This is a genomic window from Empedobacter sp. UBA3475 (assembly GCF_002378465.1).
Lineage (GTDB): Bacteria > Bacteroidota > Bacteroidia > Flavobacteriales > Weeksellaceae > Empedobacter > Empedobacter falsenii_B.
The window spans coordinates 150,715-173,189 of sequence record NZ_DFRA01000002.1; the positions used below are offsets into that span (position 1 = coordinate 150,715).

Annotated in this window: 26 protein-coding genes and 1 tRNA gene; 3 read left to right on the plus strand and 24 right to left on the minus strand. The window is 30.7% G+C overall.

Annotated features, from left to right (window positions below):
* Positions 1 to 2 precede the first annotated feature (2 nt).
* Both B3I31_RS01090 and B3I31_RS01095 read left to right on the plus strand, forming a co-directional pair.
* The gene (locus B3I31_RS01090) at positions 3 to 293 is read left to right on the plus strand and encodes a NifU family protein (RefSeq protein ID WP_114998704.1); all 291 of its coding nucleotides are present in this window, start codon (positions 3 to 5) and stop codon (positions 291 to 293) included.
* 109 nt (positions 294 to 402) lie between these two features.
* Positions 403 to 1,173: a DUF3108 domain-containing protein gene (locus tag B3I31_RS01095; RefSeq protein ID WP_286495162.1), complete on the plus strand. Its 771-nt coding sequence runs from the start codon at positions 403 to 405 to the stop codon at positions 1,171 to 1,173.
* A 53-nt stretch (positions 1,174 to 1,226) separates the two neighbouring features.
* Here B3I31_RS01095 and aat read toward each other — a convergent pair whose 3' ends face one another.
* Positions 1,227 to 1,859: a leucyl/phenylalanyl-tRNA--protein transferase gene (gene aat, locus B3I31_RS01100; RefSeq protein WP_286495163.1), complete on the minus strand. Its 633-nt coding sequence runs from the start codon at positions 1,857 to 1,859 to the stop codon at positions 1,227 to 1,229.
* 82 nt (positions 1,860 to 1,941) lie between these two features.
* Entirely contained in the window at positions 1,942 to 2,313 is a 372-nt protein-coding gene (locus B3I31_RS01105) for a DUF3127 domain-containing protein (protein ID WP_019976879.1), read from the minus strand.
* A gap of 117 nt (positions 2,314 to 2,430) precedes the next feature.
* Between B3I31_RS01105 and B3I31_RS01110 the strand changes: the two genes are divergently transcribed.
* Positions 2,431 to 2,512, plus strand: a tRNA-Leu gene (locus tag B3I31_RS01110).
* A 479-nt stretch (positions 2,513 to 2,991) separates the two neighbouring features.
* On the opposite strand, the gene B3I31_RS01115 is transcribed toward B3I31_RS01110, so the two are convergent.
* The 22 genes from B3I31_RS01115 to nadA form a co-directional block, all read right to left on the minus strand.
* Complete coding sequence (locus B3I31_RS01115; protein WP_291071886.1) at positions 2,992 to 3,276, minus strand: hypothetical protein; 285 nt, start codon at positions 3,274 to 3,276, stop codon at positions 2,992 to 2,994.
* A 3-nt stretch (positions 3,277 to 3,279) separates the two neighbouring features.
* Complete coding sequence (locus B3I31_RS01120; protein WP_291071884.1) at positions 3,280 to 3,624, minus strand: hypothetical protein; 345 nt, start codon at positions 3,622 to 3,624, stop codon at positions 3,280 to 3,282.
* Positions 3,625 to 3,766: 142 nt separating this feature from the next.
* Positions 3,767 to 4,150 (minus strand): hypothetical protein, encoded by a 384-nt coding sequence (locus tag B3I31_RS01125; RefSeq protein ID WP_291071882.1) that lies wholly within the window; start codon positions 4,148 to 4,150, stop codon positions 3,767 to 3,769.
* Positions 4,151 to 4,192: 42 nt separating this feature from the next.
* Positions 4,193 to 4,540 (minus strand): hypothetical protein, encoded by a 348-nt coding sequence (locus B3I31_RS01130; protein WP_291071880.1) that lies wholly within the window; start codon positions 4,538 to 4,540, stop codon positions 4,193 to 4,195.
* 2 nt (positions 4,541 to 4,542) lie between these two features.
* Positions 4,543 to 5,772: a hypothetical protein gene (locus B3I31_RS01135; protein ID WP_291071878.1), complete on the minus strand. Its 1,230-nt coding sequence runs from the start codon at positions 5,770 to 5,772 to the stop codon at positions 4,543 to 4,545.
* Positions 5,765 to 6,268 (minus strand): hypothetical protein, encoded by a 504-nt coding sequence (locus B3I31_RS01140; protein WP_291071876.1) that lies wholly within the window; start codon positions 6,266 to 6,268, stop codon positions 5,765 to 5,767. Before B3I31_RS01140 ends, B3I31_RS01135 begins: the two co-directional genes overlap by 8 nt.
* A 2-nt stretch (positions 6,269 to 6,270) precedes the next feature.
* Positions 6,271 to 6,546, minus strand: a complete 276-nt coding sequence (locus tag B3I31_RS01145; RefSeq protein WP_291071874.1) for a helix-turn-helix domain-containing protein — start codon at positions 6,544 to 6,546, stop codon at positions 6,271 to 6,273.
* 77 nt (positions 6,547 to 6,623) lie between these two features.
* Positions 6,624 to 7,445 (minus strand): hypothetical protein, encoded by an 822-nt coding sequence (locus B3I31_RS01150; RefSeq protein ID WP_291071873.1) that lies wholly within the window; start codon positions 7,443 to 7,445, stop codon positions 6,624 to 6,626.
* 3 nt (positions 7,446 to 7,448) lie between these two features.
* Positions 7,449 to 8,756, minus strand: coding sequence for a tyrosine-type recombinase/integrase (locus B3I31_RS01155; protein WP_291071871.1), 1,308 nt, complete (start codon positions 8,754 to 8,756; stop codon positions 7,449 to 7,451).
* A gap of 650 nt (positions 8,757 to 9,406) precedes the next feature.
* Positions 9,407 to 10,531, minus strand: a complete 1,125-nt coding sequence (locus tag B3I31_RS01160) for a GNAT family N-acetyltransferase (protein WP_286495690.1) — start codon at positions 10,529 to 10,531, stop codon at positions 9,407 to 9,409.
* A gap of 46 nt (positions 10,532 to 10,577) precedes the next feature.
* Positions 10,578 to 11,099 (minus strand): DUF4833 domain-containing protein, encoded by a 522-nt coding sequence (locus tag B3I31_RS01165; protein WP_286495691.1) that lies wholly within the window; start codon positions 11,097 to 11,099, stop codon positions 10,578 to 10,580.
* Between the two features lie 48 nt (positions 11,100 to 11,147).
* On the minus strand, positions 11,148 to 11,750 hold the full coding sequence (locus tag B3I31_RS01170) for a hypothetical protein (protein WP_114998695.1): 603 nt from the start codon (positions 11,748 to 11,750) through the stop codon (positions 11,148 to 11,150).
* 3 nt (positions 11,751 to 11,753) lie between these two features.
* Entirely contained in the window at positions 11,754 to 12,392 is a 639-nt protein-coding gene (locus B3I31_RS01175) for a VTT domain-containing protein (RefSeq protein ID WP_286495692.1), read from the minus strand.
* Between the two features lie 50 nt (positions 12,393 to 12,442).
* Positions 12,443 to 13,114: a DedA family protein gene (locus B3I31_RS01180; RefSeq protein WP_180905395.1), complete on the minus strand. Its 672-nt coding sequence runs from the start codon at positions 13,112 to 13,114 to the stop codon at positions 12,443 to 12,445.
* A gap of 9 nt (positions 13,115 to 13,123) precedes the next feature.
* Positions 13,124 to 13,489, minus strand: a complete 366-nt coding sequence (locus tag B3I31_RS01185; protein ID WP_286495693.1) for a YraN family protein — start codon at positions 13,487 to 13,489, stop codon at positions 13,124 to 13,126.
* Positions 13,490 to 13,498: 9 nt separating this feature from the next.
* Positions 13,499 to 14,134, minus strand: coding sequence for a uracil phosphoribosyltransferase (gene upp / locus B3I31_RS01190; protein WP_286495694.1), 636 nt, complete (start codon positions 14,132 to 14,134; stop codon positions 13,499 to 13,501).
* On the minus strand, positions 14,121 to 15,077 hold the full coding sequence (locus B3I31_RS01195) for a S66 peptidase family protein (RefSeq protein ID WP_291087375.1): 957 nt from the start codon (positions 15,075 to 15,077) through the stop codon (positions 14,121 to 14,123). The genes upp and B3I31_RS01195 overlap by 14 nt, the downstream gene beginning before the upstream one ends.
* Positions 15,078 to 15,158: 81 nt before the next feature.
* Positions 15,159 to 17,675: a TonB-dependent receptor gene (locus B3I31_RS01200; RefSeq protein WP_291047817.1), complete on the minus strand. Its 2,517-nt coding sequence runs from the start codon at positions 17,673 to 17,675 to the stop codon at positions 15,159 to 15,161.
* A 465-nt stretch (positions 17,676 to 18,140) separates the two neighbouring features.
* Entirely contained in the window at positions 18,141 to 19,004 is an 864-nt protein-coding gene (gene nadC / locus B3I31_RS01205) for a carboxylating nicotinate-nucleotide diphosphorylase (protein ID WP_291047819.1), read from the minus strand.
* Entirely contained in the window at positions 19,004 to 19,894 is an 891-nt protein-coding gene (locus B3I31_RS01210) for a hypothetical protein (RefSeq protein ID WP_291053071.1), read from the minus strand. Before B3I31_RS01210 ends, nadC begins: the two co-directional genes overlap by 1 nt.
* The gene (nadB, locus tag B3I31_RS01215) at positions 19,894 to 21,459 is read right to left on the minus strand and encodes an L-aspartate oxidase (protein WP_291047823.1); all 1,566 of its coding nucleotides are present in this window, start codon (positions 21,457 to 21,459) and stop codon (positions 19,894 to 19,896) included. Before nadB ends, B3I31_RS01210 begins: the two co-directional genes overlap by 1 nt.
* Complete coding sequence (gene nadA, locus B3I31_RS01220) at positions 21,459 to 22,463, minus strand: quinolinate synthase NadA (protein ID WP_286495703.1); 1,005 nt, start codon at positions 22,461 to 22,463, stop codon at positions 21,459 to 21,461. The genes nadB and nadA overlap by 1 nt, the downstream gene beginning before the upstream one ends.
* Between the last annotated feature and the right edge of the window lie 12 nt (positions 22,464 to 22,475).

Here is a 22,475-nt window from a genome sequence, read left to right on the forward strand (position 1 = left end):
TCATGACTCCAGAAGAAAAATATTCAGAAGTTGAAAAGGCCTTAACTGAAATTAGACCATTCTTAAATTCAGATGGAGGCGATATCGAATTAGTATCTGTAGAAGATAATATTGTAAAAGTTCGCCTTACAGGTGCATGTATAGCATGTTCTGTCAACCAAATGACCTTAAAGTCTGGTGTTGAAATGACCATCAAAAAATATGTTCCAGAAATAGTTTCGGTTATCAATGTTTCAGATTTTGAAACTTCAACTGAAGCAGATCAAATATCTTCCTTAAAAGAAGAAAATTAGAATATCATTAGATTCTCATAAATTAAAACGCCTTTATATCAATTTATAAAGGCGTTTTATTATTTTTGGCAAACAATTTGAATCTTAACCTCAAAACCAAAAATTCAAAATGAAAAAATATATTTTATTTTTTACTTTTATTGTCCTTTCATTTGCATTGCCTTTAAATGCTCAAAACAACTACAAAGTTGGCGAAAATCTAAAATTTAGAGTTCATTATTCTGGATTGAATGCAGGTTTTGCTTCAATTGATGTAAGAGAAGCTACATTGAACGGAAAAAGCCATTATCACATCGTAGGAAAAGGAACTTCTACTGGTGCGGTACGTGCTTTTTTTAAGGTAGATGATAATTACGAATCGTATATTGATAAAACAGATTTGAAACCGACAAAATTTGTTCGAAATATTGTAGAAGGAAGTTACAAACGTCATCAAATCTATTATTTTGATCACGCCAATAGAAAAGCAAAAGTTGAAAATAAACGAGATGGAAAAGTAACAACAGAAACAATTCCGTACGATGCACAAGATTTACTTTCTGCTTTTTACAGCTTACGTAATGCCAATCATTCCACTCTTAAAACAGGAAATTATTTGAACGAAAATATTTTTCTTGGTGACGAAACATTAAAGTTTCGATTAAAAGTTTTGGGACGTGAAACCTTAAAAACAAAATTCGGAAAAATTGCAGCAATAAAAATTCGTCCTTACGTACAATCTGGTCGCGTTTTCAAAGAATCAGAATCGGTTACGATGTGGATTTCTGACGATGATAACTTAGTTCCGCTAAAAATAAAAGCGGGTTTATTAGTTGGATCGTTAAATGCAGATCTAAATGAATATAAAAATTTAAAATATCCAATCAATTTTACAAAGTAAAGTGATTAGTAAATCATTAAAAAATCCGACAAAATTAATATTGTCGGATTTTTTTATTTCTCTAAATATTCCAAAAAAACATCACTCGGAATTTCCATTGCACCCAGACTCGCTAAATGTTCGGTATAAACTTGACAATCGATCAACTTATATTTCTTATGATATTTTGCTACAAATTGTATAAAACCAGCTTTGGAAGCATTGCTCACTTTCGCAAACATACTTTCTCCACAAAAAACATCGCCCATATCAACTCCATAAAAACCACCAACCAATTCGTCGTTTTGCCAAACTTCGATACTTTTAGCAATTCCCATTTCATGTAACGTACAATATGCTTCAATCATATCATTTGTAATCCATGTTCCGTCCTGATCTTTTCTATACGCTTGCGAACAATTTGTAATCACTTCTCGAAACGCTTTATTTTCTGAATACGTAAATATTTGATCTCGAAAAACTTTCTTCATCGATTTCGAAACATGTAAATTTTCTGGAAATAAAACAAATCGATCTTGTGGAAACCACCAAATAATTGGATCTTCTTCATTAAACCAAGGAAAAATTCCTTTCTGATAAGCCAAAATTAGGCGTTCTGGCGAAAGATCTCCTCCAACAGCTATAATTCCCTCGCTATTCACTTCATCGTAATCAGGAAAGATTAAATCAGAACTTAACCAATACATATCGTTTTGTGTATAATTTATATAAAATTAAAAAAACGTGTCCAATAAAGAACACGTTTAGTATTAATTGATGTTTTTTTCCTTAGAATGGTAAATCATCATCATCTCCATTAGAAAAAGTATCTACTGGAGGCGCTGGTGCAAAATTATCGTAACCTTGAGGTGCTTGTGCAGCTGCATTCGCCATATTCTCAATTCTCCACGCTTGGATTGTATTAAAATATCTTGCTACTCCTTCTGGATTAATCCACTCACGACCACGAATATTGATAGAAACTTTCACTTCATCACCAGGTTTGTAAGCATTCAACACATCAGTCTTATCTTGTGTAAGCTCAATTAAAATATCTTGTGGATATTGTTCTTGCGTTGTAACAACAAATTCTCTTTTCTTGAAACTTGCAGTAATATTTTGAGTTTCAAATACTTTCTTAATTCTTCCTGTAATTTCCATTTTTGTAAAAGCTTTGTACAAATTTAGAATGTAAAAAAAGATTAAAAAAATTTTATTTCGAAATTTTGTTAGAAAGAAAACTTGTGTATATTTGCAATCCAAATCGGTGAGATTTTAGCGGGCGTGGTGGAATTGGTAGACACGCTAGACTTAGGATCTAGTGCCGCAAGGTGTGGGAGTTCGAGTCTCCCCGCCCGTACAATAAATAAAGGCAATTACTTTACAAACAAGTAGTTGCTTTTATTGTTTAATTATATTTCTTATTTTTTTCCCGACATTTTCCCGACAATCTAAGAAAAAGCACAAATTTCACTTTTTTTCTTCTCTCGCACGCACGTAGTGACAACGGAAAAATCTTTCTTTTTGTTATATCATTCAAGTGTCAAATACGTTCAAAAAGGTTATTTTTTATGGACTCCGAGAACTCAAAAAAATCACTCCTTTTTTATGGACTCAAAAAATTCAAATTACTGCACTATATTGTAGTATAAATTTAGTGACAAAAAGTGCCAAAATTTGCCACTTATTGCCAAATCCAAAATTAACGAACTATAAAATATGCGGGCGGATACGCTTATGGACTTAAGAAATTCAGGAAATTATTCCACTATAATAAAAATACCTCATCTTTTGAATGAGGTATTTTTGTGTTGTCTCAATATGGACATTTTTTTTTAATCATTTATATTTTCCAATTCCGTAATCTCCCGAAAGTTTATCTATCAAATTAAACATATCGTAAATCTCGAATTGAACTTGTAAGAAATCTGTTTTTCGTTCATCATCTAATCTCTTAAATTCTGGACTTTGAATATAAACACTAAACAACTCGGCACCCCCCCCTCTTGTGTGTTCTATCAAATGATTATTAGCAAATAAACCAATTATTTTATCAATGAATAAATCTTTTTGCTCTTGACCTATTTCGTTTATTACTTCAAAGTCTGTTTTATTATTGCTCATTTCTTAAAATCTTTCAGTTGGTTCTTGTGGAAATATGCTTGGGTGGAAATCTGTTCCCTCTAATAGCACTCCTATTAAATCATTGATTGCGTGAAATTGATTACCGAATTTTTCTTCAACATTATTTAGATAAGATTTACTTTCCTTATCATAATTATCTTGCAGAATATTGAATAATACCGCTCGGGTTCTCCAAAGGTTGAACATTAAAAACTCAAACTTTCTGTTATTGCTTAATGCTTTAATTAATCTTTCTTCACTCTTTGGATTGAAATATAAAACTTCATCTAATTGATTGACTTGTTCGTTTGATTCCTGAATAGGATTTTTAATTAAAGATGTGCTCATAATTGTTATTATTTTTTAGGATAAAAAAGAGCGGTTTAGGTGTCCTATGGTGTAATAACACACCATTGCAAACCTTTCGGCACTTGCCACCATACCGCAATATTATTGAAGTAATTTTTTTGAATATCATTGTTATTAAATTTTAGGAACAACAAATATAATACTTCAAATCAAAGAACCTCTTTATCCTGTTAATTTTTTTTTGTTGACGTGCTTTGACTCTAATTGATATGTCTTTCATTCTTTGTAACGCCTTTTCAAGTGTTGCAACTTCCCACGCCCAAACTCCGAACGCCTTTGACGTTGGATAAGATTCTGAATTAAATCTTGTATTGATTTTCAATTCAAATACTTCATAAGATATAATGCAGGTTGATAAATATCTTTTTTCATAAATAACCGCAAAATCATTTCTTGCAAGTTGATTAAAACGAAATCCTTTTACTTCTCCTTTGCCATTAAATTGACGTTTTAACAGTTGCGTATCGACACTTTTTAAACTTTTATTGATTTCTAATGTATTCATATACTTTTTAGATTAAAGTTTGTTAAATCGTATATATTGCAGTTACAATAAATTTAAAACGTTCATATCCTTAACCTCCTCTAAATTTTCAGCAATTAATTCAATCAAAACATCTAAATTCATTAAATCAAAAATCGAGTTTGCTGTTTCGAGTTTCTTGTACTCCAACATTTTAACAAATTTGTCAAACTCATTAAATTTACTTTCAGGATTTATTTTTGAAACTTGCGAATCCCAGCTATTCAAAAATTGAGTTTTATAAAATTCATCATCATTGTAATAAATCATATCATCTGATGAACCGAAACAACAAGCCATAGTATTGTAAAAATCTAATATTTCTACCTCTTGCATTTTCTCTAAATGGTTTTTTAATTCTGTTGATGTCATTTTTAAAATAAATTAAGTTGATTAATAGTTGCTGGTATTGAGTGTAAAAAAGTTCTTTTTGGATTGTAATAATTATTTCTAATCTGCTTTGCTAAATGAGAAAATTCTGAACTCTCAAACTTTGGTTTTTGTTTTGAATTATGGAGAAGATTATGTTTAATCAAATTATAAACTTCCTCTTCCTCCTCTTTCAATTTCTTTAATGTTTTAGTTTGAATATATTTTGCTTCTGCTTTTTCATTCTCTAAACTAATTCCTGTAATTGGACAAATCCGTTTTATGTTAAGTGTGCTTTCCCACCCTATATTTATATGTGGGGAGTCCACATTTTTATTTTTTCCATTCATTAGTTTATCGAGTTTTTCTATTATCATTTCTAATGATTTTGAATGAATATTAAAGCCCGTCTTATCTAATAATTTATTGTAAGATGTCTTTCGTCTGCTAAAAGTATTTTTATTATAATCTTTCGTTTCTTTCCACGAATAAGGATTGATAAAACGCAGTAGTTTCTTTTCTTCTGCTTCTGTTAATTTCCCTTTCGTATTAACTGAATAATGCAGAATTAAAATATTATTAAAGAATTTTATTACTGCATCTCTAATTGATAGATAACAATCAAAATTCATCAAATCGAACATTGAATAAATGTTATAATTATCGTTAATAACTCTCGCTTTCCTATGCTTTATATCAAACCTATACGTAAAAGGTTCGCAGTATTCAGGATATTGAACATATTTTGAATATGCTTTAATAATATTCTCTAATGAAGAAAAACACTCTTTAAAATGTTTTAGATCCGATTTATTACTAAACTCCTTTTGATTGTAAAAACTTAAATAATCTATAAACTTCTTTTCATCAATGGGGCTTTTCACATTCAAACCAAATTCAATGTTATTAATTAACATCAATTTTAAATCTTCATCTGTAAGACTAAAAACCTCTTTAAATTCCTTAATTACGTTTATACAATCATTAACACTAAACGCATCTGCATTGTGTAAATTATTGTTTTTGTAATAGTGGGGTTTAAATTTTACTACTAAATTTTTCTCGTAAAAAATGAATAATATTTGTTTGTAATGTTTAGTAATCTTAGTGTTAATTACTTCATCATCATATTTAGATATCCATTCTTTTGACTCTTTAAAAGTTAATAATTTGTGATTTCTAAAATATTCGATTAATTGAGGGTATATGATATTTAATTGAAGAAAATCAATCATTATCATTACCTTTGTTTAAAATATTTGCAATACCAGCGGTATTTTTATTGAACAATCGAGGTGCTTCATTAGTACCTCTTTTTTTTGTCTTATAATTTGTTGTTATGATTGACGTTAATATTTTAGGTGTCTTAGGATAAAACGACCTATAAACATCAATCTTCAACCATTTGTAGTCGTCTGAAAAAACAAAAATCAAAAGATTGCGTTTATCATTTACTATACGATTTCCGTAAAATACATTCTTAATCGAAGTAGGTCTTAAACCCGTTACTTTTTCAGAAGTAGTCCAATTAGATGAGGTTCTCAACCTCAAATATTTATCAATTCCTTTTGCTTCTGATTTTCCGTTATAAGTTTCAACCCGTAAAATATCGGTTAACAAACTTTTGTCGGTTCTTGACTTATCCAGTTCGTAAACTGAATAGGTTTTAACCTCGTGATTTACTTTATAGATATGAGTAAAAAAATCGGGTGTTTTCGCAATACCAGTCATAATTAAAAATCTGTTATTGGTTTTAAACATTCCTCAACTTGTGAACGTAAGAAGTAAACCCTTGCACCGCACCCCAAAGGCTTTAATTTTCCTTTTTTGCACCAATTGTGTAAAGTTGATAAATTGATACTTAACATTTCCGCAACCTCCGAACGTGTAAGATATTCTTTCGGTTCTTTCGGTTGAAAATTTTTTGCAAACTCTTGTAGTTTTGCTTCAAATCCGTTTTGAATTTCTTGAAGTTGTAAGTCTGAAATTAAAAAAATTCCTTTGTCCATAATTGTTGTTTTTAATTATTAGCAAAGGAATATTAGTATTTAGACCGTATTAGGTCAGTGATAGGACTTTTTGGAGTCTATATATCAGTTTGTTGTTTAAACCATTCTAAAGAAGTATCATAATAGGTATTTCTATTATCTGTATAAACTTCGCTTATAGTTTTTATTTGTCCAAAATCATCATTAAAAGTAATTTCATACCAGTCTCTAAAATATTTAGGTTCACAACTTTCAATAATATAGCCAGCCTTGTAAAGTTTGCGGTAATAAAAATTTAAATCCGCTTTTCTACCTTTGTTTTCTGAAACGTAATTATTTAAAATATACTCAAAAAGTAGAAACCCATTATTAACGAATATTTGCTGATGAAGTTCTTTTTTAAATCGTTTTTTGTAATCGATTTTACTAATATCTAATTTATCTAAATAATTGAGTAAATCAATAACCTTATGCTTCATTTCGGTTAATTTTTTTATATAAGGCTCTTGCAGAACAAGTATTGATTCTTCTCGAGGATTATAATTTTTATTTAAGGTTTTTACTATTTTAGTATCATTTGTAAGTTGCGAATCTTCAAAATCTGAATTATCATCTATTATCTGCAAATCTTCAAAATCCAACTTTAACCCTTGACATCTATAAACTACATCTTCGTCTCTCTCGCTAACCCATATTCTTCCTAAAAGTTGCTCTAATATCATATACACTGATTCTATATATATAGGGCTTTTTAATCCGTTTAAATATTCGCTAATCCACTCTAAATCATTGTTTAGAATTTCTTTTTCTTCAAAAATAAACGCATTTATAGATAGACTTATGAATTCCTTTTTTCTTTTTAAATATTTATCTTCTAAATAAAGAATATAGTTATCTAAATTTATCCTTTCTAAATCCATAACCTAACCTTTTGAAGATTTTAAAACTCTTAAAACTGGTTCTTCTTTCTTCATCATTTGACCATAATACAAGGCAAAAGAATCGGCATTTGTATCTTTATCTGCTTTCCGATTGATGTATTTCAAAAACATTCTTTCTTCACTATGTCCAGTTATACCCATTAAAACGGGCGTAGGTATTTTTTTATAAAAGTTTGAAGCAAAAGAACGTCTAAACGAATGAGAAGTAATAAATTTATATTTTGGTAAAGTAGTTAATTCAAGATTTCCTTTCTTTTCATTTTTAGCATAACCAGTCACAACCTCATCAATACCCGACAATTCGCATACTTTCTGTATATGTGGATTAATTTTTTTAAAAGATACGTTCTTGGGAAATTCATTCAATACAATATCAATTACATAATCTTTTAGTACTGGAATAGTAACAAACTTTTCTGTTTTTTGCTGAACTAAATCAATATAAACTGCATTGTCTTTTAATCTGATATTTTCGGTTGTAAGATTTAATAAATCGCCACCACGTTGACCAATATAAGAACCAAACAAAATCCATTTTTTTACCTCTTTTAAATGCGGTGTAGGCATTTCGGTATTGAAAATTTTGTCTAAATCCTTAAACGATAAAGTATGTATATACCTTTCTTTATCACTTAACCTAAACGTTTCTAATTTTGTTGATGACTTTGTTACATTTAATTCATTTTTTTCTGCATCTAAACAAGTCGTTTTAATAAACTCTAATTGACGCCCTGCATAATTTTTAGAATACAACTTTTTAACCAACAACCATTCTGTAAAATCTTCAATAAATTGTGGGTTTATATCACTAAACTTAAGAACCTTTTTAATAGATTTTTCATAGTTCAAAATTATATTTTTGAACATTTTATAATTCTTAATAGTGCTTGCAGATAATCCGATTCCCCCAGTTTTATTTTTTTTAAATGGTGCTTTATCAATAATTCTTTGAATGTAATTTGTAAAGATATCTAAATCGGTTACTTCAACTCTATTAAAACATTTGTCAATAATTGAAGTTAACCAGTCACTATTTATTATCTCCCCCTCCGTACTATCTTTATTATATTGTTCTTTTATAAAAGGAGATAATATAACTTCTAATTTATATTTAAGTGCCTTATTAGTTTCTGTATTGGGTTTTGGTAGATTTGTTTTGTCGCTCCAATCTTTGGAATTAATAAAAAGATTAGTTTTTTTAGTGAAATCTATCTTTTTCCCTATAAAAAACCTTACATAAATCTGAGAATTTTCAGATTTTTTTTGAATAAAAAATTTTACATTAGCCATTATTAGCGGATTTATTGAACAATTCAAAGGTAAAAAATTTATCCGATTTTTTCCCGACATTTTCCCGACATACCTTAAATATTATGCTATTTGTTTAAATTTAGATAGATTTCAATATAGATTTAAAACTACATTATCCCCTCTAAAATAAAGGCATTTATGAAGTTTTAGAGAGTTTTAGAAAAGTAAGAAATTAATATATACACGTGGGAGTTCGAGTCTCCCCGCCCGTACAACAGCAAAGACTTTGAAAAATATTTCAAAGTCTTTTTTTATGATTTATTGTTTTCTAATGATTTATAATATTTTTCATAAATTTAGATCATTATTTGGTTATAAGTTGGTTTGGTATGTATTCGAAAAGAAATTTGAAATCTGGTGGAAGAACTATTTCCATTTTTGAATTTATAGTGGTTGTGATTATCATCATTATTTTGATTTACTTCGCAGTTTTCTAAGGAAATTATTCTTCATTTTTTTAAACATTAATTTATAATTATTTAGAAGAAAAATAGAATCAAATCAAAGAATCTGTTAAGCAAAAATTTGGAGATTAGTTTGATGATGATGCTGAAGATAATGCGAAAAATTATCAGCCACAACCTTAATTGATATAGAAAATGGTTAGAATTTAGATTCTAACCATTTTTTTATGCTTCTATATCTTTATAAAATGTTTTTCTACGTTTATGGATAACCGGATCAAAGTTTTTCCATAATTGTTGCACTTTTGTATTCTCCTCTAGCAAAGGATTGGTCTCTAAAGTTTTAATTCCTCTCGCTATAAATCGATCATAAAGCTCTTTAAAAATCAAGGCGTTAACACCTTTATTTTGATAATGAGGATGAATTCCAATCAAATAAAATTCGACATGATCGTTCTTTTTTTGCGCTTGCATCAAATGCCACCAACCAAATGGGAACAATTTTCCTTTCGTTTTCTGAAAAGCTTTTGAAAATGAAGGCATCGTAATCGCAAAAGCAATCATTTTGTTGTTTTTATCTTTTACACATGAAATAAAATCGGGATGAAGAAATTTTAGATATTTCTTTTTGTAATGCTCAACCTGAAATTTTTCTATCGGAACAAAACTTTGCAATTCTGCATACGTCACATTCAACAAATCAAACATTTCGTCTACATAAGGTAACATTTCGTTAATTGTATCAAATTTATACGTATCTATTTCGTAACGTTTTTTGAGCATTTCACACAATTTATCCATTTGCTTTACCTTGCCCAAATTCGCAATATCAATAGAATATTCTAACCACTCGGCTTTTGGTTGATAACCTAATTCTTGCAAATATATTGGATAATATTCGTAATTATATAAACCGATCAAAGTGGCAACTTTATCAAATCCTTCTGTTAATAATCCAGCTTTATCCATATTCGAAAATCCCATCGGACCTTCTATATAACTCAGTTTATTATTTTTAGCAATGTTTTCAACAGTTGTTAATAAAGCTTTTAAAATGTTGATATCATCTTTAAAAACTAACCAACCAAAACGAATTTTAGTCTTTCCAATTTCTTTTACTTCGGTCCAATTAATAATCGAAACAATTCGTCCAACTACTTCTTTTCCTTTGTAAGCTAAAAAATAGTTAGCTTCAACCGTCTCAAAAATTGCATTATTTTTATCAAAACTTGCGAGTTCATCTTTCTTTAAAGAAGGCACCCAATACGGATTATCTTTATACACTTCAAAAGGTAAATCGACAAATTTCTTCATTTCACTTGGCGTATTCACCTCTCTTACTTCGATCATATGCTATTAAATTGCGTCTTACAGATTCTAATTTAGGGAGATTTTTTTAGAGAACAATTTTCTCTTCTACAGATTTTCCGTTTTTATCTTTTCCGTAAAATAAAATATAATCAAGCTTTACGGAGATTCCAGCCGTTCCTTTCTTCTGTTTTAAGAAAACACGATTCAGTGTTATCAACTTGTTATTAACAGTTGTTTGAACAATTGGATTTTTTTGAGAATCAAGCTTAAGCGTTAATTTTTGAGTTGGATAAGAAACCAATGTCAACTGAAAAACATTCTTTTCAATTTTCTTAATATCTAAACCATATGCCAATTTCTTTTGTATAGAAGTCAAGGGCTTTTTTGAACCATCTTCAGCATAAAGAATGCGATAAATATCAACTGGATTGTTAGCATCTAAAATTCCTTTGCTCGAAAAAAGTGCATCGTAAACAAACGTATTTTTATTGTCGTTGTGTTGAATGTAAAATAATCTATTTTCTGATTTTGGAGGAACAGGATAACCTTGTTGTGCATTTACAACAAAAGAAAAAAGGATAGAACAAATAATTAATAGGTTTTTCATTGATTGATATTTTTAAAAATAGAAGATAGGAATTATTTGAATGATTATCTAAATCCAAATAAAAAGTTTCGAAACTTTAACTTGCTCAATATTATTTTGATCAAGAAAATCTTGCGGAAATTTGATTAAATCTGAAATTGGAATAATTTCATCATTCTGAATAAAATTATATTTACCATGACCAGTTTGATATTTAGAACTTTTATTAGAAACTTCGTGATTGATTTCAATCATTTCATCTTCTAAATCAATAGTAATTTCTGATTCTTTTTCTACAACGAACAAAACCTTTTTATTCCTGAAAAAATAAATTTCTCGCTTAGATTCATGTAAGAGATGATTGTAAGTATTGGCAACTGGAATGGTAAAAACAAAGAATAGTATCAAAAAAATCATTCCAATAATTATGTTAGTTAAAATGAAATCTGTCACAAACAATAATTGATAAGCTATAAATAAAAAAGTAAGACAAAGAATTGCAAAAAGAATCATATTAAAAACTGAAATATAGCTTAAAAAACCAATTTTGACGCGAATAACTTCATCATTTTCGTGTTTATATTCTTTTTGAGACTCAATGATAAATAAAATAATTGGTAAAAAGATTATCAACAAAAGTAAGATGATGAAAATCGAATTTTCTGTACTCATTTTTTATTTTTTTATTTTCTCTTTGACGAATTCTACAATAATTGGAACCAAAGAAAACACAATAATTGCCATTACGACAATTTCGAAATTGTTTTTGATAAATGGAATTGTTCCAAGGAAATATCCAGCCAATGTAATCCCGAAAACCCAAATTGTTCCACCGATGAAATTATATTTGATAAATGTGCCATAATGCATTTTAGAAATTCCTGCAACGAAAGGCGCAAGCGTTCTTACAATCGGAACAAAACGTGCAATTACAATGGTTTTAGAACCATATTTTATAAAGAAATCTTCGGTCTTTTGAATGGCAGAATCTTTAATAATTCGTTTACCGAAAATTTTGGCTGTAACTAATTTCGTTCCCAAAGTTTTTCCTATCGTATAATTGACCGTATCGCCTGCAATCGCCGCAACCCAAAGTAAACCTAATACGATATAAATATTAAGTTGATCTGGAAAAGCCGCAGCCAACATTCCTGCCGCAAATAAAAGCGAATCGCCAGGTAGAAAAGGCATGACAACCAAACCTGTTTCGATAAAGATTAAGAGAAACAAAATCAAGTAAAACCAGTTTTGATAATCATTCAAAATGGCTTCTAAATATTTATCGATATGTAGTATGTAATCTAAAATTTCCATGATTTAAAGGTATAAAAAAACTCGACCGAAGTCGAGTTAATTTTTTATAGTTATTCTTGTTCAGCTACCTTTTTTTTGCCGAACTTTTCTTTGATAATTTCCACTAAAATTGGAAGTACAGAAGCGATTGTTATTCCTAAAATTACTTTAGAAAAATTATTTTGAACCCATTCGATATTTCCTAAAAAGTATCCAATAAGTGTTAAACCAACAACCCATAACACAGCTCCAATTACGTTATATGTAATGAAAATAGAATATCCCATTCGTCCGATTCCTGCAACGAAAGGCGCTAAAGTTCTTACAATTGGTACAAAACGTGCAATTACAATAGTTTTAGAACCATATTTTTCGTAGAATTCGTGCGTTTTATTGATATGTTCTTCTTGAATGAAATTTTTACCAAAAATCTTAACCTTAGTTGCTTTGTAACCAACTTTTTTCCCGATGGTATAATTCAACGTATCACCGAGAATGGCGGCCACCAAAAGAATTGCAATCATAATCCACACATTCATATCATTTGTTTCTTGCGCAGCTAACATACCTGCTGCAAACAACAGTGAATCTCCAGGTAAAAATGGCATCACAACCACACCTGTTTCCACGAAAATGATTAAAAATAAAATTGCATAAAGCCACAAACCATACTCATTTGCAAACTCTGCTAAATGCTGGTCGATATGCATAATAAAGTCAAAAAGACTCATAAATACTTCCATAAAAGTTGATTAAATTTCTGAAGCATTAAACGCATTTTTGATATGATTTACGCTCCAAGATTGTTGTTTTTTTAAAAGTGCTAAAATATCAAATCTTACCTCAGAAATAAAATTATTTTTCTGAATAAAATCATCTGCGGCAAGAATTAACAATTTCTTCTTCTTTGTGTTAACAGAACTTTCTGGCTCCACAACATAATTTGAAGTACGACTCTTAACCTCTATAATAACAATCTCATTTTCAAATTGAGCAATAATATCAATTTCGGCTTTTCTGAAAAAATAATTTCGAGCCAATATTTTGTACCCATTTTGGATTAAATAATTAACTGCAAAATCTTCTGCTTCTTTTCCGAAATCGTAACTAATACTCATTCAAAAAAATTATTTTGTCCCGTACAAACGATCTCCAGCATCACCTAAACCTGGAACGATGTATCCATTTTCATTCAATTTTTCATCCAAAGCAGCCAAGAAAATTGGAACTTCTGGATAAACATTTTGTACCGCTTCCACTCCTTCCGGACAACCAACTAAACAAGCCAAACGAACAGATTTTGCTCCTTTTTCTTTTAAAATTTCAATTGCTTTGATTGCAGAACCTCCAGTTGCTAACATTGGATCAACCAAAATCACATCGCGAGAATCTAAATCTGTTGGAAGTTTACACAAATACTCAACAGGTTGTAATGTGTCATGATCGCGGTAAAGCCCAATATGACCAACTTTCGCTGTTGGAATTAACTGATGAATCCCTTTTACCATTCCCAATCCAGCACGTAAAATTGGAACGATAGCCATATCATTTCCTTTTAATTTGTAACCGATTGTTTTGGTAATTGGCGTTTCAACTTCTACTTCTTCAAGCTCGATGTTACGTGTAATTTCGTAACACATTAAACCTGAAATTTCGTCTACTAATTCGCCAAATTCTTTCGTTGTTGTGTTTTTATCACGCATTTGCGTAATTTTTGCTTTTACCAACGGGTGAGTAATGACTGTTAAATTATCTTGTTCCATATTTGTTTGTATAATGATGCAAAGTTACATTATTTGAGGTAACATTTAACTGAACTTTTGCACCCATTTTTAGCGCAACATTGTGTCCTGTATGTCCTGCAGGAAATCCGAAAGCGATTGGAATATTTATTTTTTTTGTAAAACTATGAATGACTTCATACGTTTTTGGATCGAATGGATGATTGTAGTTTTCAGCATTTTCTTCTTCCGTATCCATGTGCGTAAAGTTCCCTAAAATAATTGCGTTTACATGAGTAAGAATTCCGTTTCGTTTAAGATTCATCAACATTCGATCAACAGCATACCAACTCTCAAACCAATCTTCTAAAAATAAAATCTTATCCGTAGGATTTGTAATCGCAGATTCGCTCCCTAAAAGTGAATAAACAATCGAAAGATTTCCTCCTATTAATTCTCCATTTGCTTCGCCTAAATTATTGTAAGCATGTGATTGAATTTCGTAATTAATTTCATGTCCAAATAGTACTTCATAAATACTTTGATAGGATGTTGGATGATATTCGGTATTTGCTAATTTTTTTGCTGTAACCGCGTGTAAAGTTTGATATCCTAATCGATTAAAATGATTGTGAAAAACAGTGATATCAGAATAACCAATGATCCATTTTGGATTTTTAGTAAACTTCGTTAAATCAAGTTCATCAATAATTTTCACAGAACCATAACCTCCTCTAGCACACCAAATCGCTTTTATCTCATGGTCATCTAATGCCCACTGAAAATCTTCTGTTCTCATTTCATCTGTGCCTGCATATCGATAACCAAAATCATATTCGGCATAAATATTTTTCCCTAAAACTGGAACTAATTTCCAAGATTTTATGAGCTCAATTGTTTCTTCTAATTCTCCTTTGAGCATTCGCTTTGCAGGAGCTACTATTGCTATTTTATCCCCTTCTTTTAAAAAATCAGGCTGAATCATTTTACAAATTTTCATCAAAGGTAAACACAAAAAAAAGACGAACTATAAAAGTTCGTCTTTTTATTATTTATAAAATTTATCTTAGAAATTATATGTAACACCTGCATTCCAAGTTCTACCTAATCCCCAGAAGTAACCATAACCATCTTTACGAGATAAGTATTGATCATTGAATAAGTTTTTAATGTTACCTCTGAATCTAATTTTTTGAGAACCAAATTTAAATTCATAGGTTGCACCTAAATCAACAATTGCATATGGTCTTAAAGGAACATTTAAATAATCATTGCCTTTAAGTTCTGATTTTACAATATCAACTACATTTACATTTTCATATAGTCTCGCGAAATAGTTGAAATCAGTATCAAAAGATAATCCTTTAGCTACATTTACTTTCGTACCCATACCAAATGTAAATTGTGCAGCATTACCAACTTTTACACCATCTAAATTAACAGGTTTATTGTCAATAACAATTGAGCTACTATTTTGATCTTGGATTCTATAATTAGCATTACCATCATATTTCCAATCTCCATATGAAGCATATCCTCTAATAGTCCAATCTCTATTAACTTTTGTATTAAAATCTATTTCTATACCTTTATGTAATTGAGTAATTCCTGTTAATAAGAAACGTACATCTTGTTGAACAAAATCCTCACCAACATAGTATCCATTTGCTGTATAAGAATCTGCACGATTTTCCCACTTAGTATAATAAGCATTAATATTAACATTTAAGTTTCGAGTCATATATTTATATCCAGCCTCTAAACCTAAGATCTCTTCGTTATCAATTGCTGGATCGATGAAACTAACTGTATTTTGCATAAAAACATTATCTAAGAATGCTTGACGAGAATATTTACCAGCGTTAACAAAAATTTTGTTTTCTTGAGTAATATTCAATGCTATACCTCCTTTAATGTTCCATCCAGTTTTATTGCGAACTTTAGATTTTGCCTCTCCATTTTTATAAGAAACAACTCCACTAACAACATCTTTGTGGTCAGCGTTATAATTCCAACGGTCAAATTTTTGGTAAGACTGATTAGAAATAGCTCCTTGAACAAAAGCAGAGAAGATGTCATTAGAATACTCTACTTGTCCAAAACCACCTTGATAGTTAATTTTTTCCGAGTTATCGTAATTTACACGATCTTCTTTATCAGCTGAATTAAATAAAGAAGCCCATGGTTTCGCTTTATATGTATTAGTTATTAAATTGTTTGATCTATTTTTGTTATTTTCTTGACGACCATTCAATCCTAAATAATTTACAACCTGCTGGAAGTGATCACCTTCATAGAAACGCACATCTGCTCCTACGTTAAAAGCCCAACCTGTTTTTGTATCATAGTTGAAGTTTGTTACTCCTCCGTACCATAAATGATTATTAACAGAAGCTCTCAAAACCATCCCTTTAGAAGATGATGAAGATGTTCCTGAACCAATACCTCCAGCAATAGTTTTATTATATCTTTCAACCTCATTCCAGTTAATAGCCCCGTCTTGAGTAAATACATTATAGCCATCTTGAGATAAACTAAATAATCCTCTACCTAAATTACCTGTTCCTCCACCACGTCCCATAGACGCATATAAAACTGTAGATAAAGATGCATTTTCATTAATTGTCCAATCCCAGTTTAAATTTGTTACTGGTTTGTGGTAATAATTTGTTCTTAACGATAATGGTTCTCCATTGTAAAAACCATAGTTAGAATTACCTTTACGACCAGTCATATCATAACCTGGAGTGTTTACAGATCCATTTTTATTATAAGTTGTCGTTAAAGGCTTAGAGTAATTTTGATCATGCTCTTGTGGTGCTCCAAATAACATCCAGTTGAATTGGTGACGATCATTTGGTTTGTACCCAACAGACACAAAATATGATTGTCCTTCTCCTCCTGTTCCACGTGCATATTTACGATGAGCAGTCCAATAATCTAATAAAATAGAAGCTCCCCATTTACCTTTCATTCCTGTATTATACCCTACAGTCGCTTTTTGGTAAGAGTCATTTCCAGCTACATAACGAACAAATCCTCCTTGTCTTAATTCGGTTGCTTTTGTTACAATATTAACTGTTCCACCTACTGAAGAAATAGCTAATTTAGAAGAACCCAAACCACGTTGAACGTCAATAACGTTTGCAACATCAGTCATAGAAGACCAGTTTGACCAATATACATTACCATCTTCCATACCATTTATTGGCTGTCCGTTTAATAAGTAAGCTGTATTTGACTGATCGAAACCACGTAAAAACATTTTAGCATCTCCAAATCCAGAAGCTTGGTCAGCCACATAAACAGACGGAGAATTTTTCATGATTTCAGGAAATTCAACATTACCAACTGCTTTATCTTGAATTTCTTCTCTTGTGATAATTGTATTAGCAACTGGTGTTTTACGATTTTCCGCAACATCAATAACTCCTTTACCAATGATTAATGTTTCTCCTAAAGATACGTTTTCGTCCTGTTCAACCTTTGTAGAATCTGTTGGTTCAACAACTTGGGCGAAAGATAATGATGCCATTAAGGCAAAAGCTCCTACAAGTAAAAGCTTAGTTGAGTTTAACCTCATCTTTTGAAATAGTTTAAAAGTTTACTTTCGCAAAGTTCTACACTTTAAATGAGATTATTGTTAAATTATGGTAAATTTTTAAACTTTTCTTGAATAACTTAAATATTAATTATCATATCAATAAAATCCCCCCTTAAAAACAAACAATAAACTAAATTACATGAAAAAAAATTGAAGATTTTTAAATATTTTTAAACATTTAATCAAAATTTAACATAATAAAAACATTAAAAATTAACATTTTTTTCTTGTTTTAGATTGTTATCTTTCATTTTAAAAAGAGAAAAGTAATTAAAATTTCACTATTTAGAATCAGTATTAATAAAATATTATCCAATAACTTTTTTATTTATAAGCTGATACTAATAAATTTTCAAAATAAATTATTCAAATACAATATAGCTAACGTTAAAATCTATTATTTAGTATTCTTACTACAACAAAAAAATTAAAATGTTAAAGAAATCAAGCCTTAACAGCTTTTAAACTCAAGTCAAAGTTGGGAGCGGAATGAATAATCGCACCAGAAGAAATAAAATCAACACCCGTTTCGGCAATTGCTCGAACAGATTCTTTTGTAATTCCGCCCGAAGCTTCCGTTTTTATTCGCCCATTTATATATTGAACCGCTTCTTTCATCGTTTCAAGATCAAAATTATCCAACATAATAAAATCTACATTTGCATCCAAAGCTTCTTTTACCTCATCCATATTACGCGTTTCCACTTCTATTTTTAAATGTAAATGATGTTTTGACAAATAATCTTTGGTTTGCGCAACCGCTTTTGTAATATTTCCACAAAAATCGACATGATTATCTTTTAACATCACCATATCGTATAAACCAAAACGATGATTCTCTGCTCCTCCAATTTTAACTGCCCATTTTTCGATCATTCGGAAATTAGGTGTTGTTTTTCGTGTATCCAAAATTTTGGCATTTGTACCGCTTACCAATTCCATCATTTCGTGCGCATAAGTTGCAATTCCAGACATTCTCTGCATACAATTCAACGCTAATCGTTCGCAAGTTAAAATTGATTGTGAAGATCCTTTTACTTTGAAAGCAACATCTCCAAATTGTACTTTATCGCCATCATTTATATATTGTTCTATTTTTAAAGATGGATCAAACGTATCAAAAATAATTTTCGCTAATTCAATTCCAGCAATTATTCCGTTATCTTTCACTTTCAGTTCCGCTTCTTGAATTGCATCATACGGAACCGACGCTAACGTTGAATGGTCGCCATCGCCAACGTCTTCTAAAAAAGCTTGACGAATAAAAAGTTGTAATTTTTCTTGTGTGATATATGGAGGAAAATTCATTATCTATATGTTAAGGATGCAAATTTTGATTGATTAAATTCTTTCTTGGTTTTGTATTCGTAATACTCGGCCCAAGTACCATTTTCTTCGCGCACAACCGTAATCAACACTTGTACTGAAGGATCATTTTCGAAGAAATTTTTGATCTGAAGTTTATATTCTTTGTCATCAATTTTACCTTTTGTAATATCTATTGCTCCAGATTTGAAAGCCGCATCAAAAGCGGTTGCATAAGGATCGATAGAAGCCATTTCGAAAAGATTAGAAAACTTTCCTAAATAATATTCCCGACTTCCGTTATTACCAAAAGTTGTTAAATTAAATTCTTTATCAATTCTTACTTCAATCGTTTCTTCATCAGTTTTTAAAGTAAACAATACACGATTTTCCGAAGGGAACTTCTCAAAATCATTATTTTTTTCTGCCGATTCGTAACGTAAAGGCATTGTATATTTCATTGCAACTGCTTTTCCATCAACTCCTTTTGCAGGAGTTATTTTTAGATTAGCTCGCTCCATTTTATTATTCAACAAAACTAAACTAGACAATGCTACACTATTAAAAATTGGATTCGAACCATCAGTCGAGACATCTCCAAAATTACCATCTTCATTAATTTTAAAACCTAATTTAGATTGAGCAGTTTCGATATGAAGATAATCAGCAATATTAGAAAAGAATGAAATTTGAGTTTGAATATCTTGATTCAAATTTTTGTTCATACATGCTTGTAGCTCGCTATTTTCTTTTAAATTTTCACAACCAAAATACACAACCGCTTTCTTGGCTTCTTTACCAGAAGTCAAACTTACGTTTTGTTTTTCTTTCGAATTTTGAGCAAAAGAAAAACTCATTGCAAAACATGTAACGAACAGATATAACTTCTTCATTAATTAAAATCTTTGTTGTAAAAAGTTCCTCGATTTTCTTTTTGATTGATACTTTGCTCAATGATTAAATGTGCGACATCAACCAAATTTCGAAGTTCTAAAATTTTAGGTGAAACAATCGTAAAATAATAAATTTCGTTGACCATTATCTCAATTTCATTGATACGATTTTGTGCAATTTGCAAACGATTATCGCTTCGTACAATTCCGACCAATTCGCTCATCATCGCTTGTAATTGTTTGCGTAAATAAGAAATCAATACTAATTCTTCTTGCACTTTCATGCCTTCTTCGTTCCATTCTGGAAACTCAAAATTATAAATCGAAAATTGATTATCATTTAATAAATCGACCGTTTTTAACGCTGCACGATGACCAAAAACCATCGCTTCTAACAACGAATTCGAAGCCAAACGATTTGCACCATGTAAACCCGTATTAGAACATTCGCCAACCGCAAACAAATTCTCGATAGATGTTTTTCCTTCTAAATCGACGTCAATTCCACCACACAAATAATGCGAAGCAGGAACAACCGGAACCAATTCGGTAAACATATCGTAGCCTTCGGATTTACATTTTTCGTAAATATTAGGGAAATGTTCCAAGAATTTTTCTTTCTCTAAGTGTCGACAATCAATATAAACATAATCATCTCCGCGCAATTTCATTTCATTATCAATCGCACGCGCCACAATATCACGAGAAGCCAATTCTTCACGTTCATCATATTTGTGCATAAACAACTGGCCATCTTTCGTACGCAACTTCGCACCAAAACCACGAACTGCTTCCGAAATCAGAAATAACTGTCCATCAAATTCGCTGTAAAAAGCCGTTGGATGAAACTGAATAAATTGCATTCCCGAAACGGTTGCTTTTGCACGTCGAGCCAACCCAATTCCATCTCCTGTTGCAATAATTGGATTCGTCGTATTTTTATAAACATGACCAACTCCGCCTGTTGCTAACAAAGTTACTTTGGCTAAATGTTGTTCAACTTTATCTGTATTCAAATCTAAAATATATGCACCAAAACATGTTGTTTTCTGTGCTATATCACGATTCAAATGATGTTCTGTAATCAAATCTACTACAAAATGATGCGTAAAAACCTGAATATTTGGATATTCTTTGATCGCTTCTAACATCGCGCGCTCAATCTCCCAACCTGTCACATCTTTATGATGAACAATTCTGTTTTCGGTATGTCCACCTTCACGACCAAGGTCATAAATTCCTTCGTTATTTTTATCAAAACGAACGCCCCAATCTATAATTTCATTGATACGTTCTGGTGCTTCTTTTACGACAACCTCAACCGCTTCTAACTTACACAAACCATCTCCAGCACGAAGCGTATCTTCGATATGTTTCTCGAAACTATCTTTCTCGAAATCGCTCACAACAGCGACTCCACCTTGTGCATATTTGGTATTGGTTTCGTCTTTATTTGCTTTGGTTACAATGGTAATTTTTGCATCAGGATTTCGAATCGCAATTTTCAGCGCATAAGAAAGTCCAGCAATTCCAGAACCAATGACTAAAACATCTTGAATAGCCATTATTTGATTTTTTCTGATAAATCTAACATTCTATTAATTGCAGCTAAAGCTTTCACTCGTAACTCTTCTTCGATTTGTATTTCTGGCAATTCATATTTCATGCACAGATATAATTTTTCTAATGTTGATAATTTCATGTAAAAACATTCAGAACAATTACACGATTCATCTTGAACTAATGCAGGAATTAATGTTTTATTCGGCGCAAGTTTTTGCATTTCGTGTAAAATTCCTTCTTCCGTTGCCACAATAAATTCTTGTGCATCATTTTCTACCACATAATCTAACAAACGAGAAGTTGAACCAATAAAATGTGCGAATTTCAATAAATCTTCTTGCGCTTCTGGATGCGCAATTAATTTTGCATTTGGATGATCTGCCATTTGTTGTGCAATTCTTTCCAAAGAAAAAGCTTCATGAACAATACAAGCACCGTCCCACAAAATCATTTTGCGATTACAAACTTGATTTAAGTATCGACCTAAATTACGATCTGGAGCAAAAATAATTTCTTGCTCTTCTGGCAACGAATTAATAATCGCTTCCGCATTAGAAGAAGTAACAATAATATCTGATTCCGCTTTAACACCCGCATCACAATTGATATAACTCACTACAATCGCATTTGGATGTTGCTCACGCAAACCACGTAAACCTTCTGCCGAACAAGAATCTGCTAAAGAACAACCCGCTTTTGTATCGGGTAAAACAACTTTTTTAGAAGGGTTCAAAATCTTTGCAGCTTCTGCCATAAAATGAACACCACAAAAAACAATCATATCAGCTTCAGTTTTTGCAGCAGCACGTGCCAATTGTAACGAATCACCTAAATAATCTGCTAAATCCTGAATTTCTCCTGACTGATAATAATGCGCCAAAATCACCGCATTTTTCTCTTTGCGTAATTTATTGATTTCCGCAATCAAATCAGTTCCTTTTGGAATTTCAACATCCAAATAACCTTTATAATCTAACTTTTCTATCGCTTGTTCTAATGTATTCATTTGTGAGTGATT